Annotated in this window: 4 protein-coding genes; 2 read left to right on the top strand and 2 right to left on the bottom strand. The window is 62.8% G+C overall.

The features are described from left to right. Positions 1–289: 289 nt before the first annotated feature. Positions 290–13,288, top strand: coding sequence for a non-ribosomal peptide synthetase (locus tag AC3IT9_RS20815; RefSeq protein WP_489270922.1), 12,999 nt, complete (start codon positions 290–292; stop codon positions 13,286–13,288). A 72-nt stretch (positions 13,289–13,360) separates the two neighbouring features. Here the strand turns inward: AC3IT9_RS20815 and AC3IT9_RS20810 are convergent, their stop codons facing one another. Together AC3IT9_RS20810 and AC3IT9_RS20805 are read right to left on the bottom strand one after the other, a co-directional pair. Then, positions 13,361–13,840 (bottom strand): hypothetical protein, encoded by a 480-nt coding sequence (locus AC3IT9_RS20810; RefSeq protein ID WP_489270921.1) that lies wholly within the window; start codon positions 13,838–13,840, stop codon positions 13,361–13,363. Between the two features lie 28 nt (positions 13,841–13,868). Beyond that, the gene (locus AC3IT9_RS20805; RefSeq protein ID WP_489270920.1) at positions 13,869–14,588 is read right to left on the bottom strand and encodes a hypothetical protein; all 720 of its coding nucleotides are present in this window, start codon (positions 14,586–14,588) and stop codon (positions 13,869–13,871) included. Positions 14,589–14,848: 260 nt separating this feature from the next. Here AC3IT9_RS20805 and AC3IT9_RS20800 point away from each other — a divergent pair, with 260 nt between their 5' ends. Then, a complete protein-coding gene (locus AC3IT9_RS20800) occupies positions 14,849–15,667 on the top strand; it encodes an alpha/beta fold hydrolase (protein ID WP_489270919.1) in 819 nt (272 codons plus the stop codon). The last annotated feature ends 14 nt before the right edge of the window (positions 15,668–15,681 follow it).

Raw genomic sequence — 15,681 nt, 5'->3', positions numbered from 1 at the left:
GATTGTCAAATGAGAAAAAGAACTAATGCGTCGCAACAGTGCAGAGTGAGAACTGCGACACGCTGACGCACTTCAGTGCGCTTTGCGTTCCAGCCTGGCGACTAATTATTTCCAGACGTCATCCGTTCTCATTGGTGAATTGCACAGCGCAACCCTCATCACCCCGAAGGAGCGAGCTCGCTCGCGATGGTCATCAACGATGACGATGGGCGTCTGACACCCCGCGGCGCTCTCCGGATTTTCGCGAGCAGGCTCGCTCCTACCAAGCCGAATTCAGGCAGGAAACCTCATGATCGACGCGTTCGAACTCCCCAGCACAATGGTCCAAGCCCTTCAGCGCCGCGCGGCCCTGACGCCGGATCGGGTGGCCCTGCGCTTTCTTGCCGAGACCCCGGATCAGGCTGTGGTGCTCAGTTATCGCGAACTGGATCTGCGGGCGCGGACGATTGCCGGCGCATTGCAGGCGCAAGCGGATGTTGGCGACCGCGCCGTGTTGCTGTTCCCCAGCGGCCCGGATTACGTCGCGGCGTTCTTCGGTTGCCTGTACGCCGGGGTGATCGCGGTGCCGGCCTACCCGCCGGAGTCGGCACGCCGTCATCACCAGGAGCGCCTGCTGTCGATCATCAGCGATGCCCAGCCGCGCTTGCTGTTGACCAGCGCCGGGCTGCGCGATGGATTGCAGCAAATCGACGGGGCGCCGCCGCTGCTGTGTGTCGATACCCTCGACGGTGCACTGGCCGAGCGCTGGGTCGCGGTGGACTTGCAGGACGATCACATTGCCTTCCTGCAATACACCTCCGGCTCCACCGCGCTGCCCAAAGGCGTGCAAGTCAGCCACGGCAATCTGGTGGCCAACGAATTGCTGATTCGCCACGGTTTCGGCATTGACCTGAACCCCGACGACGTCATCGTCAGCTGGCTGCCGCTGTACCACGACATGGGTCTGATCGGCGGCCTGTTGCAGCCGATTTTCAGCGGCGTGCCTTGCGTGTTGATGTCTCCGGCGTACTTCCTCGGCCGGCCGTTGCGCTGGCTGGAGGCAATCAGCGAATACGGCGGCACCATCAGCGGCGGGCCGGATTTTGCCTATCGCTTGTGCAGCGAGCGGGTCAGCGAGTCAGCCCTGGAACGGCTCGACCTGAGTGGCTGGCGCGTGGCGTATTCCGGTTCTGAGCCGATTCGCCTCGATACCCTGGAACGCTTCGCCGGGAAGTTCGCGACCTGCGGCTTCACTGCGGACAGTTTCATGGCCTCCTATGGTCTGGCCGAAGCCACCTTGTTCGTGGCCGGCACCGCGCGCGGTAAAGGCATCGGCAACCTGCGGGTGGACGATCAGGCCCTGGCGCAGAACCGTGTCGAAGCGGGCGAAGGCAGCCCGATCATGAGTTGCGGTATCAGCCAACCGGCGCACGCGGTGCTGATCATCGACCCGGTCTCGCTCAGCGAACAGGCCGACAACGTCGTCGGCGAAGTCTGGGCCAGCGGGCCGAGCATCGCCTCAGGCTACTGGCGCAACCCCGAGGCGTCCGCCAAGACCTTCGTCCGGCACGCCGGCCAGACCTGGTTGCGCACCGGTGATCTGGGCTTCCTGCGCAACGGCGAACTGTTCATCACCGGGCGCCTGAAGGACATGCTGATCGTGCGCGGGCACAACCTGTACCCGCAGGACATCGAGCAGACCGTCGAACGTGAGGTGGAAGTAGTGCGCAAAGGCCGGGTTGCCGCCTTCGCCGTTACGGTCGAGGGTCAGGAAGGTATCGGCATCGCCGCCGAAATCAGCCGCAGCGTGCAGAAAATCCTGCCGCCGGAATCCTTGATCAAAGCCATTCGCCAAGCCGTCGCTGAGGTGTATCAGCAAGCGCCGAGCGTGGTGCTGCTGCTCAATCCGGGCGCGCTGCCCAAGACCTCCAGCGGCAAATTGCAGCGCTCGGCGTGTCGCAATCGCCTGGCGGATGGCAGTCTTGACAGCTACGCGGTGTTCCCGTCGGCTGCCACCGAAAGTACAGGCCGGATCGAGTCCGGCTCCGAGCTGCAAAGCCTGATCGGCCGGATCTGGTGTGAGCAGTTGCAAGTGGCGCAGGTGGGCGCCGACGATCACTTCTTCCTGCTAGGCGGCAACTCCATCGCGGCGACGCAAGTGGTGGCGCGCCTGCGGGAAGAATTGGGTCTGGAGTTGAACCTGCGCCTGCTGTTTGAAGCCCCGACCCTCGGCGCATTCGCCGATGTCGTGGCCCGTTTGCAACAGGACGGTGGTCTGGCCCAGGGCGCGATCACGGCGCTGTCGCGCCAGCAACCGATGCCGCAATCCCTGGCACAAAACCGCCTGTGGATCACCTGGCAACTCGACCCGCACAGCAGCGCCTACAATATTCCCGGCGGCTTGCGCCTGCGCGGCGAACTGGATGAGGACGCCTTGCGCGCCAGTTTCCAGCAGTTGATCGAACGCCACGAATCCCTGCGCACGCGATTCTTCGAACGTGACGGCGTGGCGCTGCAACAGGTGGATGCGGCTGCCGGGTTCAACCTGCAACTGATCGACATCAGCGACCTGCCGGCCGCCGAGCGTGAGGTCCGGGCGCAGCAGATCCGCGAGGACGAAGCGCGGACCCGGTTCGATCTGGAGAAAGGCCCGCTGCTGTGTGTGAAGCTGGTTCGCCTCGACGACGAAGACCATCAGTTGCTGGTGACGATGCACCACATCATCGCTGACGGCTGGTCGCTGAATGTGCTGATAGACGAGTTCTCACGCCTGTATGCGGCCGCCTCCCGGGGCCAGCAAGCGCTGCTGGCGCCATTGCCGACGCAGTACGCCGACTACGGCAGCTGGCAGCGGCAATGGCTGGCGCAAGGGGAAGGCGAGCGTCAACTGGCCTACTGGAAAGACCGCTTGGGTGATGAACATCCAACCCTGAGCCTGGCCACCGACCATCCGCGTTCGGCGCAACAACTGCACAGCGCCGCTCGCCACACCGTGCGTCTGGGCGCCCCCCTGAGCGATGCGGTTCGTCAGACCGCCCAGGCCCATGAGTCGACCGCCTTCATGCTGTTGCTGGCTGCGTTCCAGACCTTGTTGCACCGCTACAGCGGCCAACGAGATATTCGCATCGGCGTGCCCAATGCCAACCGTCCGCGCCTGGAAACCCAGGGCCTGATCGGTTTCTTCATCAATACCCAGGTGCTGCGTGCCGAGGTGGACTCGCGCCTGCCATTCGTTGAGCTGCTGGCGCAGACCCGGCAGGCGGCGTTGGGTGCGCAAGCACATCAGGATCTGCCGTTCGAGCAACTGCTGGAAGCCTTCCCGCAGGCCCGCGAGCAGGGCCTGTTCCAGGTCATGTTCAACCATCAGCAACGCGACCTCAGCGCCTTGAAGCGCCTGCCGGGGCTGTTGGCTGAAGAGCTGCCGTGGCACAGCCGCGAAGCCAAGTTCGATTTGCAGTTGCACAGCGAAGAAGACCGCAACGGTCGCCTGACCTTGTCCTTCGACTACGCCAGCGAATTGTTCGAGGCCGCGACCATCGAGCGCCTGACCGAGCATTTCAGCAACCTGCTGCGGGCTGTCTGCGAGCAAGCGGATACCGCCATCGGTGACCTGCCATTGTTGACCGCTGCCGAACACCTTCAGCAATCGGACTGGGCCACTGCACCCTGCGCAATGGCCAGCCAATGGCTGCCGGAATGGCTCAACCAACAGGCCCGCCTGACACCTGAGCGCACTGCGCTGGTGTGGGAGGGCGGTCAGATGGACTTCGCCGAACTGCACACCCGGGCCAACCGTCTGGCCCATTACCTGCGCGACAAAGGCGTCGGCCCGGACGTCTGCGTGGCCATCGCCTGCGAGCGTTCGCCGCAACTGCTGATCGGTCTGCTGGCGATCATCAAGGCCGGTGGCGCCTACGTGCCGCTGGACCCGGATTACCCCGCCGAGCGCCTGGCCTACATGCTCAGCGACAGCGGTGTTGAATTGCTGCTGACGCAAACCCGATTGCTCGAGCGCCTGCCGGCCAGCGAGGGTGTCAGCGTGATCGCCATGGACACCCTGCACCTGGACAGCTGGCCAAGCCATGCGCCGGGGCTGCACCTGCACGGCGACAACCTCGCCTATGTGATTTACACCTCCGGTTCCACCGGCCAACCCAAAGGCGTCGGCAACACCCACGCCGCGCTGGCCGAGCGCCTGCAATGGATGCAGGACACTTATCGCCTGAACGAAACCGATGTGCTGATGCAAAAGGCGCCTATCAGTTTCGACGTGTCGGTGTGGGAGTGTTTCTGGCCGCTGATCACTGGCGCACGCCTGTTGATCGCCGGTCCCGGCGAACACCGCGATCCGCATCGCATCGCGCAACTGGTGCAAGCGTACGGCGTGACCACATTGCACTTCGTGCCGCCGCTGCTTTCGCTGTTCATCGAAGAACCGCTCAGCGCTGAATGCACCAGCCTGCGCCGGGTGTTTTCCGGTGGCGAAGCCTTGCCCGCCGAACTGCGCAACCGGGTGCTGGCGCAGCTGCCGGCGGTGCAACTGCACAACCGCTACGGCCCGACTGAAACCGCAATCAACGTCACCCACTGGCAATGCTCCAGCGCCGATGGCGAACGCTCGCCGATTGGCCGGCCATTGGGCAATGTGATCTGCCGTGTACTCGACAGCGATCTCAACCCGGTACCGGCCGGCGTGCCGGGTGAGTTGTGCATCAGCGGCGTTGGCCTGGCCCGTGGTTACCTCGGTCGCCCGGCGTTGACCGCTGAACGATTTGTGGTCGATCCATTGGGCGAGCCGGGCGCGCGCCTGTATCGCACCGGCGACCGGGCGCGCTGGACGGCGGACGGCGTGATCGAATACCTCGGCCGTCTCGATCAGCAGGTCAAGTTGCGCGGGTTCCGGGTCGAGCCGGAAGAAATCCAGGCGCGGCTGCTAGCCCAGGACGGCGTTGCGCAAGCCGTGGTGCTGGTGCGCGACACCGTGGCCGGGGCGCAGTTGATCGGTTACTACACCGCAGCGAGCAATGCCGGGGACGAAGCCGAGCAAACCGCGCGCCTGAAAAGTGCATTGGCCGCCGAACTGCCGGAATACATGGTGCCGGCGCAACTGATGCGCCTGGACGAAATGCCCCTCGGCCCGAGCGGCAAACTCGACCGCCGCGCCTTACCGGAACCGCAGTGGCAGGTGCGCGAACACGTCGAGCCAGAGACTGAACTGGAGCAACAGATTGCCGGCATCTGGCGCGAAGTGCTGGGCCTGGCGCAAGTCGGTTTGCGCGATGATTTCTTTGCCCTCGGCGGCCACTCGCTGCTGGCCACGCAAATCATCTCCCGCACCCGCCAGGCCTGCGACGTCGAGTTGCCGCTGCGGGCGCTGTTCGAACACAGCGAACTCGGTGCCTTTGCCGAACAGGTTCGCCTGATCCAGGCCAGCGGCAGCACCAACAAGCAGCCGCCGATTGAAAAAGTCGACCGCAGCCAGCCGGTGCCGCTGTCCTATTCCCAGCAGCGCATGTGGTTCCTCTGGCAAATGGAGCCGGACAGCCCGGCCTACAACGTCGGCGGCATGGCGCGGCTGCGCGGCGTGCTCGACGTGGCGCGTTTCGAGGCGGCGCTGCAAGCCCTGATCCTGCGTCACGAAACCCTGCGCACCACGTTCCCGAGCATCGACGGCGTCGCCCGCCAACAGGTGCACACGCAAACCGGCGTGCGCATGGCATGGAAGGATTTCACCGCGCTGGATGCCGAAGTCCGCGAGTGGCAGGTGCAGCAACTGGCCGACGACGAAGCGCACCAGCCGTTCGATCTGGAGACCGGACCCTTGCTGCGCGCTTGTCTGGTCAAGACCGCCGAACAGGAACACTACTTCGTCCTGACGCTGCACCACATCGTCACCGAAGGCTGGGCGATGGACATTTTTGCCCGGGAGCTCAGCGCGCTGTACGAAGCGTTCGTCGATGATCGTGAATCGCCGTTGGCGCCGTTGCCGGTGCAGTACCTGGATTACAGCGTGTGGCAGCGTCAGTGGCTCGAGGCCGGCGAGCGTCAGCGCCAGCTCGATTACTGGACCACGCAACTGGGCCGCGAACACCCGTTGCTGGAGTTGCCGTCCGACCGGCCGCGCCCGCCGGTGCAAAGCCATCAGGGTGAGTTGTATCGCTTTGACCTCAGTGATGAGCTCGCGGCAAAGGTCCGCGCCTTCAATGCGCGACACGGCCTGACCCTGTTCATGACCATGACCGCCGCCCTGGCTACGCTGCTGTACCGCTACAGCGGCCAGACCGATCTGCGCATCGGTGCGCCGGTGGCCAACCGCATTCGTCCGGAAAGCGAAGGGCTGATCGGTGCGTTCCTCAATACGCAAGTGCTGCGCTGCCAGCTCGACGGGCAGATGTCCGTGGGCGAGTTGTTCGAACAGGTGCGCCACACGGTGATCGAAGGCCAGTCCCATCAGGACCTGCCGTTCGATCATCTGGTGGAAGCCCTGCAGCCGCCCCGCAGCGCGGCCTACAACCCGTTGTTCCAGGTGATGTGCAACGTGCAGCGCTGGGAGTTCCAGCAAAGCCGCAGCCTGGCCGGCATGACGGTCGAGTACCTGGCCAACGATGCCCGCGCGACCAAGTTCGACCTAAACCTGGAGGTCACCGACCTCGACCATCGCCTGGGTTGCTGCCTGACCTACAGCACCGATCTGTTCGACGAACCGCGCATTGCGCGCATGGCCGGGCATTGGCGCAATCTGCTGGAGGCGCTGATTGCCGATCCGCAGCAGCGCTTGAGCGAGCTACCGCTGCTGGCGTGCGGCGAACAACAAGATCTTCTTGACAGCCTTGGCGTCGAGCCGGGCGAACATCGGCTGGATCAGTGCATCCATCACCTGTTCGCCGAGCAAGCCTTGACGCGCCAAGACGCTCCAGCCCTGACCTTTGCCGGGCAGACTTTGAGCTACACCGAACTCGACAGCCGCGCCAACCGCCTGGCCTGGATGCTGCGTGAGCGCGGTGTCGGGCCGCAGGTTCGTGTTGGCCTGGCACTGGAGCGTTCGCTGGAAATGGTCGTCGGCCTACTGGCGATCCTCAAGGCCGGCGGCGCCTATGTGCCGCTGGATCCGGAATACCCGCTGGACCGCTTGCATTACATGATCGAAGACAGCGGCATCGGTTTGCTGCTCAGCGATGTGGCGATGTTCAAGGCCCTGGGCGAGTTGCCGGCGACCGTCGGCCGCTGGTGTCTTGAAGAAGACACCGCCGCACTGGCCAGCTACCCGATTTCCGAGCTGCCGTTTACCAGCCTGCCGCAACATCAGGCATACCTGATCTACACCTCGGGTTCCACCGGCAAACCGAAAGGCGTGGTGGTGTCCCACGGCGAAATCGCCATGCACTGCCGCGCTGTGATCGAGCGCTTTGGCATGCGCCCGGACGATTGCGAACTGCACTTCTATTCGATCAACTTCGACGCCGCCACAGAGCGTTTGCTGGTGCCGTTGTTGAGCGGGGCGCAAGTGGTGCTGCGTGCGCAGGGCCAGTGGGACGCTGAAGAAATCTGTGGTTTGATCCGCACTCATCACATCAACGTCCTCGGTTTCACGCCGAGCTACGGCAGCCAGTTGGCCCAATGGCTGGCAACGCAAAATGAAACCCTGCCGGTGCGCATGATCATCACCGGCGGCGAAGCTTTGACCGGTGAACACCTGGCGCGCATTCGCGCAGCCTTCAAGCCGAGCCAGTTCTTCAACGCCTACGGCCCGACCGAAACAGTGGTCATGCCGCTGGCCAGTCTTGCCCCTGAAGTACTGGAAGAGGGCGCCGGTAGCGTACCGATCGGCAGCGTGATCGGCGACCGCGTGGCCTACATTCTCGACGCCGACCTGGCGTTGGTGCCGCAAGGCGCGACGGGCGAGTTGTACGTCGGTGGCGCGGGTCTGGCCCAGGGTTATCACCAGCGTCCGGGCATGACCGCGGAGCGCTTTGTCGCCGATCCGTTTGCCGCCAGCGGCGGGCGCATCTACCGCACCGGCGACCTTGTGCGCCAGCGCGCCGACGGCCTGGTGGAGTACCTCGGTCGCATCGACCATCAAGTGAAGATTCGCGGCTTCCGCATCGAGTTGGGCGAGATCGAAACCCGTTTGCTTGAGCATGCGTCGATTCGTGAAGCTGTGGTGCTGGCGCTCGATGCACCGAGTGGCAAGCAACTGGTCGGCTATCTGGTGACTGACGTCGCCGAACACAACGAAGCACAGCAATCGGTCTTGCGCGAAGCCCTCAAAGCGCATCTGAAATCGCAACTGCCAGACTACATGGTACCCACGCACTTGATCCTTCTGGCCAGCATGCCGCTGACCGCCAACGGCAAGCTCGACCGCCGCGCACTGCCGGCACCGGACCCTGAGCTGAATCGCCAACACTACGTGGCGCCCGGCAACGAGCTGGAAATCACCCTCGCGCAGATCTGGTGCGAAGTGCTGAACGTCGCTCAGGTTGGCCTCAACGACAACTTCTTCGAGTTGGGCGGCGACTCGATCCTGTCGATCCAGGTGGTCAGCCGGGCGCGGCAGCAGGGCATTCACTTCAGCCCTCGCGATCTGTTCCAGCACCAGACCGTGCAGAGCCTCGCCGCCGTGGCCACCCGCAGCGGGCAGGTCAGCGCCGAGCAAGGCTTGATCATGGGTGAGTCGCGTCTGACGCCGATCCAGCACTGGTTCTTCGACACCGACATCCCGCAACGCCAGCACTGGAACCAGGCGTTGTTGCTGCAACCGACTGTCGCCCTCGAACCTCATCGCCTGGAGCAAGCGCTGCTGGCGGTGATCGAACAACACGACGCCTTGCGCCTGCGGTTCAGCAAGGTCGTCGGCCAATGGCAGGCCACACACCAGTCGATTTCCGATGCGCCGGTGTTGTGGCAGGTGCGCGTTTCGTCCATGGACAAATGCGCGGCCTTGTTCGCTGATGCCCAGCGCAGCCTCGACCTTGAAGAAGGGCCGTTGTTGCGTGTGTTGCTGGTCGATGGTCCCGACGGTCAGCAACGGCTGTTCATCGCGATTCACCATTTGGTGGTCGACGGCGTTTCATGGCGCGTGCTGCTGGACGATCTGCAAACCGTGTATCGCCAACTGGACGCGCAGCAGTCGGTGAAACTGCCGGCGAAAACCAGCGCCTTCAAGGACTGGGCCGCTCGCTTGCAGGCCTACGCCGGCAGCGAGTCCCTGCGCGAAGAACTGGGCTGGTGGCAAGCGCAGCTGGCCGGGCCCACCGCCGATCTGCCCTGCGATCACCCCGAGGGCGGGCGGCAGAACCGGCATGCGCAAACCGTCAGCGTGCGCCTCGACAGCGAACGTACCCGGCAGTTGCTGCAACAGGTACCGAGTGCCTATCGCACCCAGGTCAACGACTTGCTGCTGACCGCATTGGCCCGCGTGCTGTGCCGCTGGAGCGGTCAGCCATCGGCGCTGATTCAACTGGAAGGCCACGGCCGCGAAGCGCTGTTCGACGAGATCGACCTGACCCGCACCGTCGGCTGGTTCACCAGCGCCTATCCTCTGCGCCTGACCCCGTCGAACATCGAAGAAGCCGCCGGGCAGGGCGCGTCGATCAAGGCAATCAAGGAGCAACTGCGTGCCGTGCCGCACAAAGGCCTGGGCTATGGCGTGCTGCGTTATCTCGCCGATGACCAGAGTCGCCAGCGCATGGCCGGGTTGCCGGTGGCGCCGATCACCTTCAACTACCTCGGGCAGTTCGACCAGAGCTTCGGGGCGGACGCGCTGTTCCATCCACTGGATGAAGCCATCGGCGCGGCCCACGATGGCAATGCCCCGCTGCCCAACGAGCTGAGCGTCGACGGTCAGGTGTATGGCGGTGAACTGGTACTGCGCTGGACTTTCAGTGCAGAACGCTTCGATGGGCAAACCATCAACGAGTTGGCCGATGCCTACCTCGGTGAGTTGAGCAGCCTGATCGAGCATTGCCTGCGCGACGACGCGGGCGGCCTGACGCCGTCGGACTTCCCGCTGGCGAATCTCAGCCAGACGCAACTGGATGCGCTGCCGGTCCCGGCCGCCGTCATCGAAGACGTCTACCCGTTGACCCCGATGCAGGAAGGCATGCTGCTGCATACCTTGCTGGAGCCGGGCACCGGCCTGTACTACATGCAGGACCGCTACCGCATCAACAGCGAACTCGACCCGCAGCGTTTCGCCCAGGCCTGGCAAGCGGTGATCGCCCGCCACGAAGCGTTGCGCGCGTCGTTTTGCTGGAACGTCGGCGAAGACATGCTGCAAGTGATCCACAAACCGGGCAGCACGCCGATCGAATACCTCGACTGGAGCGATCTCGCCGAAGCCGAGCAAGAGCCGAAGCTGCAAACCCTGCTCAAGACCGAACGCGAGGCCGGGTTCGATCTGCTCAACCAGGCACCCTTCCACTTGCGTTTGATCCGTGTGGGCGCGGCGCGCTACTGGTTCATGATGAGCAACCACCACATCCTCATCGACGCCTGGTGCCGTTCGCTGTTGATGAATGATTTCTTCGAGATCTACAGCGCCCTCGGTGAAGACCGGGAAGCGCAGCTTGGGCTTGTGACACGTTATCGCGACTACATCGGCTGGCTGCAACACCAAAGCCTGGCCGAAGCGCGGCAGTGGTGGAAAACCAACTTGCAGGGTTTCGAACGGACCACGCCGATCCCGAGCGACCGGCCATTGCTGCGCGAACATGCCGGCGACAGCGGCGGCATGATCGTCGGCGACCGTTATACAAGGCTCGATGCCCGTGACGGTGCGCAATTGCGCGAACTGGCCCAGGCCCATCAGTTGACCATCAATACCTTCGCCCAGGCGGCGTGGGCGCTGGTGCTGCGGCGCTTGAGCGGTGATCGCGACGTGCTGTTCGGCGTCACCGTGGCCGGGCGTCCGGTGGACATGCCGCAGATGCAGCGCACCGTCGGCCTGTTCATCAACAGCATCGCGCTGCGGGTGAAGATGCCCGAGGACGGCCAGCGTTGCAGCGTGCGCCAGTGGCTTAGCGGTCTGCTCGACCACAACATGCAACTGCGTGAATATGAATACATGCCGCTGGTGAACATCCAGGAGCAAAGCGAACTGCCCAAAGGCCAGCCGCTGTTCGACAGCCTGTTCGTGTTCGAAAACGCCCCGGTGGAGGTCTCGGTGCTGGACCGTGCGCAGAGCCTAAACGCGACCTCGGATTCGGGCCGGACCCACACCAACTTCCCGCTGACAGCGGTGTGCTATCCGGGGGATGACCTGGGTTTGCACCTGTCTTACGACCAGCGCTATTTCGATGAGGCCACGGTCGAGCGCATGCTCGCTGAGTTCAAGCGTCTGCTGCTGGCATTGGTGGAGGGTTTCCATGGCGACATGGCCGACCTGCCGTTGCTGGGGGCCGAGGAGCAGGACTTCCTCATCCATGGCTGCAACCAGAGCGAACAGGATTACCCGCTGGAGCAAAGCTACGTTGCATTGTTTGAAACGCAAGTCGCCCGGCACCCGCAGCGGATTGCCGCCAGTTGTCTGGACCGGCAGTACAGCTATCTGGAGCTGAACCAGCGCAGTAACCGCCTCGGTCATGCGTTGATCGCCGCCGGTATCGGGCGCGATCAACCAGTGGCCTTGCTGGCCGAACGCAGCCTTGATTTACTGGGCATGATCATCGGCAGCTTCAAGGCGGGGGCGGGTTACCTGCCGCTGGACCCGGGTTTGCCGAGTCAGCGTCTGAACCGGATCATCGATTTGAGCCGCACGCCATTGCTGGTGTGCACGCAAGCGTGCCGTGAACAGGCGCAGGCCTTGCTCGACGAGTCCGGCTGCGCCAGCCGGCCACGGCTGCTGGTCTGGGAGGAAGTCCAGGCCCTTGCGCTGTCGGCGGACAATCCTGGTGTCTACAGCGGACCGGACAACCTCGCCTACGTGATCTATACCTCCGGCTCCACCGGTTTGCCCAAAGGCGTGATGGTCGAACAGCGCGGCATGCTCAACAACCAGCTGAGCAAGGTGCCGTACCTGAACCTGAGCGACGCCGACGTGATCGCGCAAACCGCTTCGCAAAGCTTCGATATTTCGGTCTGGCAGTTCCTCGCCGCGCCATTGTTCGGCGCCCGGGTGGACATCGTGCCGAACACCATCGCCCACGACCCGCAGGGCTTGCTGGCCCATGTGCAGAGCCAGGGCATCAGCGTGCTGGAAAGCGTGCCGTCGCTGATCCAGGGCATGCTCGCCCAGGAGCGCATGAGCCTCGACGGCTTGCGCTGGATGTTGCCGACGGGTGAGGCGATGCCGCCGGAGCTGGCGCATCAATGGTTGCTACGCTATCCGCAGATCGGCCTGGTGAATGCCTACGGTCCGGCGGAGTGCTCGGATGACGTGGCGTTCTTCTGCGTAGATATGGCGTCGACTCGCGGCAGCTACCTGCCGATCGGCACGCCGACCGACAACAACCGGTTGTACCTGCTCGACGGAGCGCTGGAACTGGTGCCGTTGGGCGCGGTGGGTGAACTGTGCGTGGCGGGGACCGGGGTCGGCCGTGGCTATGTCAGCGATCCGCTACGCACCGCCCCGGTGTTTGTGCCGAACCCGTTCGGCGCACCGGGTGAGCGCCTGTATCGCACCGGCGACCTGGCCCGTCGTCGCAGTGACGGCGTACTGGAGTACGTCGGTCGCATCGACCATCAGGTGAAGATCCGCGGTTATCGCATCGAATTGGGCGAAATCGAGGCGCGCCTGCATGAACAACCGGAAGTCCGCGATGCGGCGGTCGGTGTACAGGAGGGGGCGAACGGCAAGCACCTGGTCGGCTATCTGGTGGCGGTCGATTCAGTGCTCAATCCGGCTGAACGCCTGGAGCGCATCAAGCAACGCCTGCGTGCCGAGTTGCCGGAATACATGGTGCCGCTGCACTGGCTGTGGCTGGACAAGCTGCCGCTCAACGCCAACGGCAAACTGAACCGCAAGGCCCTGCCGGCGCTGGAGATCGGGCAACTGCAAAGCCAGGATTACCAGGCGCCGCGCAATGAGCTGGAGCAGACCCTGGCAGACATTTGGGCCGAGGTGTTGAAGGTCGAGAAAGTGGGCGTTCGCGACAACTTCTTCGAGTTGGGCGGGCATTCGCTGCTGGCCACGCAAATCGCCTCGCGGGTGCAGAAAACCCTGCAACGGGATGTGCCGTTGCGGGCGATGTTCGAGTGCAGCACGGTGGAGGAACTGGCCGAGTACATCGACGGGTTGGCGGCCAGCGAGATCACCGAGGAGAAGGTGGATCGCTTGAACGACCTGATGGCGGAGCTGGAGGGGTTGTAAATCTCCAGTACCGTTAAGCGAACCACTCTGACAGTACGTCGATACACAGGGTATCGACGTACTGTCAGCGGCTTACACGGGATTGGGTTCCCCCTTGTGCCAGATGGTCAGGTTATCAATCGACCCGTGTTGCAAGCTCTCCACCTCGATGCAATGAAGCAGGCGACCTTGCAGGTCCTGAAAATTCACCCACGTCCTGCTTTCCACCCATCGCTCCTCAAGCAACAGATCTCCGTCGCCAATGAACCTGAAGGTTGCGCCCTCGCCGGTTGTCGCGTACGCAAATTTGATGCGACTGCACTTCCATTTGAGCAGTAAGCGTGCCAGCCGCAATTGTTCTGGTACGCCTCCGCAGCATAGAGCCAACGCCTTCCCCTGAAGCATTTCTGGAAAGTCTTCGGGGGGAGTTCGCACGACATGCAGCCCGATGCCCTTGGGAGAGTCTTGAGGCAATACGAACTTCAAAAGACGCGTGTCGATAGTACTGCCAGGTCCGAGATACTCCTTTTTCGGATAGTTTTCAAAGTCGTCGAACTCCTCAATTTCAGTCACCCGTAGCTTGGCAGTGGTGTGAAGTAATTCATGGGCGTTTGCTGGCAGGAGTGAAACCGACGGATCCACCGGCCGAGTGCCGAGTGCCGAGTGCACCATCGAATGTCACGGCCACATTCAAAGTGACAGAAGAATAGTCCTCACAACCAGCCAGCCAGGTGCGCGAGAGCTTCAGTTCAAGTTTACGTTCAGGCTCAGCTTCCTGTGTTGTCACGACGTGGTTTTCCAGCACCCAGGAGAAACGGTAGTTGTCTTCCTGATGCTCATTGCCTACAGCCAGGATCCACAAGCGCTGTCCGGCGGCGATGAAGGGCCACACCGGCAGGGCGATCCGGGCATTGCCGTCGAACCAGCGCATGTTCAGCCACCAATCGCCGTCTTCGAATTTCAGGTCGCAAAATTCAGGTGTTGGCAGGTCTTCAGGTTCAATCGTTTCGACCGTCAGTTCCAGTTTGTAGGATTCCTGCGTCTGATCGCCAAGTGTCGCGGTGTACCAGACGGACACGGTTTTACCGACACAGGCACCAATGACTGACGCATCGATCGGAATCACTACACTGCCAATGTCACGGCCATCGACAACCGGCAGCGTTGGGCTGCCTGGCCCTGATGGTCCATCCCAATGCAGTTGAATCCTGTGTCGTTTGCGCATGCCTTCAAAGGCAACAGTGACCTTGGTGCCATTTATGGCCTCCAGGGGATACAGCAGATTGTCACTGGTTGCGTACTTGACTTTGGGGTACGGCAATTCCGGCGTTTTTTTTTAGCCACGGTAACCACTCCTGTCTGTATATCGGCGATTTTGGCAGTGGTTAGATATGCTCTCGAAACAGGGTGGCGGCTACTGTCAGACTTGACAGTTTTAATGGCGAAAAAAGGCGTTTCCGACCAATGGCACCGAGAGCCTGCTCGCGATGGCGGTTATACAAACGCATACATTCTCGTGATTGACTGCGATCCGTCAGCCGCTCAGTCTTCCTGCTCCATTTTTTCCAGCGGAGACAGTCGATGCCCTTCGTAACGATAGACGGACAAGCCCTTCACTACATCGATCAGGGCACCGGGCCGGCGGTGCTGCTGGCCGGTAGTTACCTGTGGGACCAGGCCATGTGGGCGCCGCAGATTGCTGCGCTGGCGCTACAGTATCGAGTGATCGCGCTGGACCTGTGGGGTCACGGTGAGTCCGGGCCGTTGCCTGTCGGAACTACATCGCTGGATGACCTGGCGCGTCAGGCATTGGTCTTGCTCGATCATCTGGACATCGAGCGGGTCACGCTGGTCGGTTTGTCGGTCGGTGGCATGTGGGGTGTGCGCCTGGCGCTGTCGGCAGCGCACCGGATCAATGGCCTGGTGTTGATGGACACCTACGTCGGCGCCGAACCGGAGCCGACCCGCCAGTATTACTTCTCGTTGTTAAGGCAGATTGAAGAAAGCGGCACGATCTCACCGCAGCTGCTGGATATCGTGGTGCCGATTTTCTTCCGGCCGGGCATTGATCCGCAGTCCTCGCTGTATCAGGACTTCCGCGCCAAACTCGCTGCACTGTCGCCGGAGCGCCTGCGTGAAAGCATCGTGACGCTGGGGCGGATTACATTTGGGCGGGATGATCAATTGTCGCGTCTGGTCGAGTTGGACGCAACGAACACACTGGTGATGTGCGGTGATCAGGACAAGCCTCGGCCACCGAGTGAAACCCGTGAAATGGCTGAGCTGATTGGCTGCCCGTGGGTGCTGGTGCCGGAGGCGGGGCATATTTCCAATCTGGAAAATCCGGAATTTGTCACCCAAGCGCTGCTGGCATTTTTGGCAGGGCGCAATCCGGCGTAGGGTTTGCGAAAAAG

The organism is Pseudomonas sp. KH_046_1, from assembly GCF_057839025.1.
Note: the sequence above shows the minus strand (reverse complement) of the source record. Positions and strands in the feature narration are given on the sequence as shown.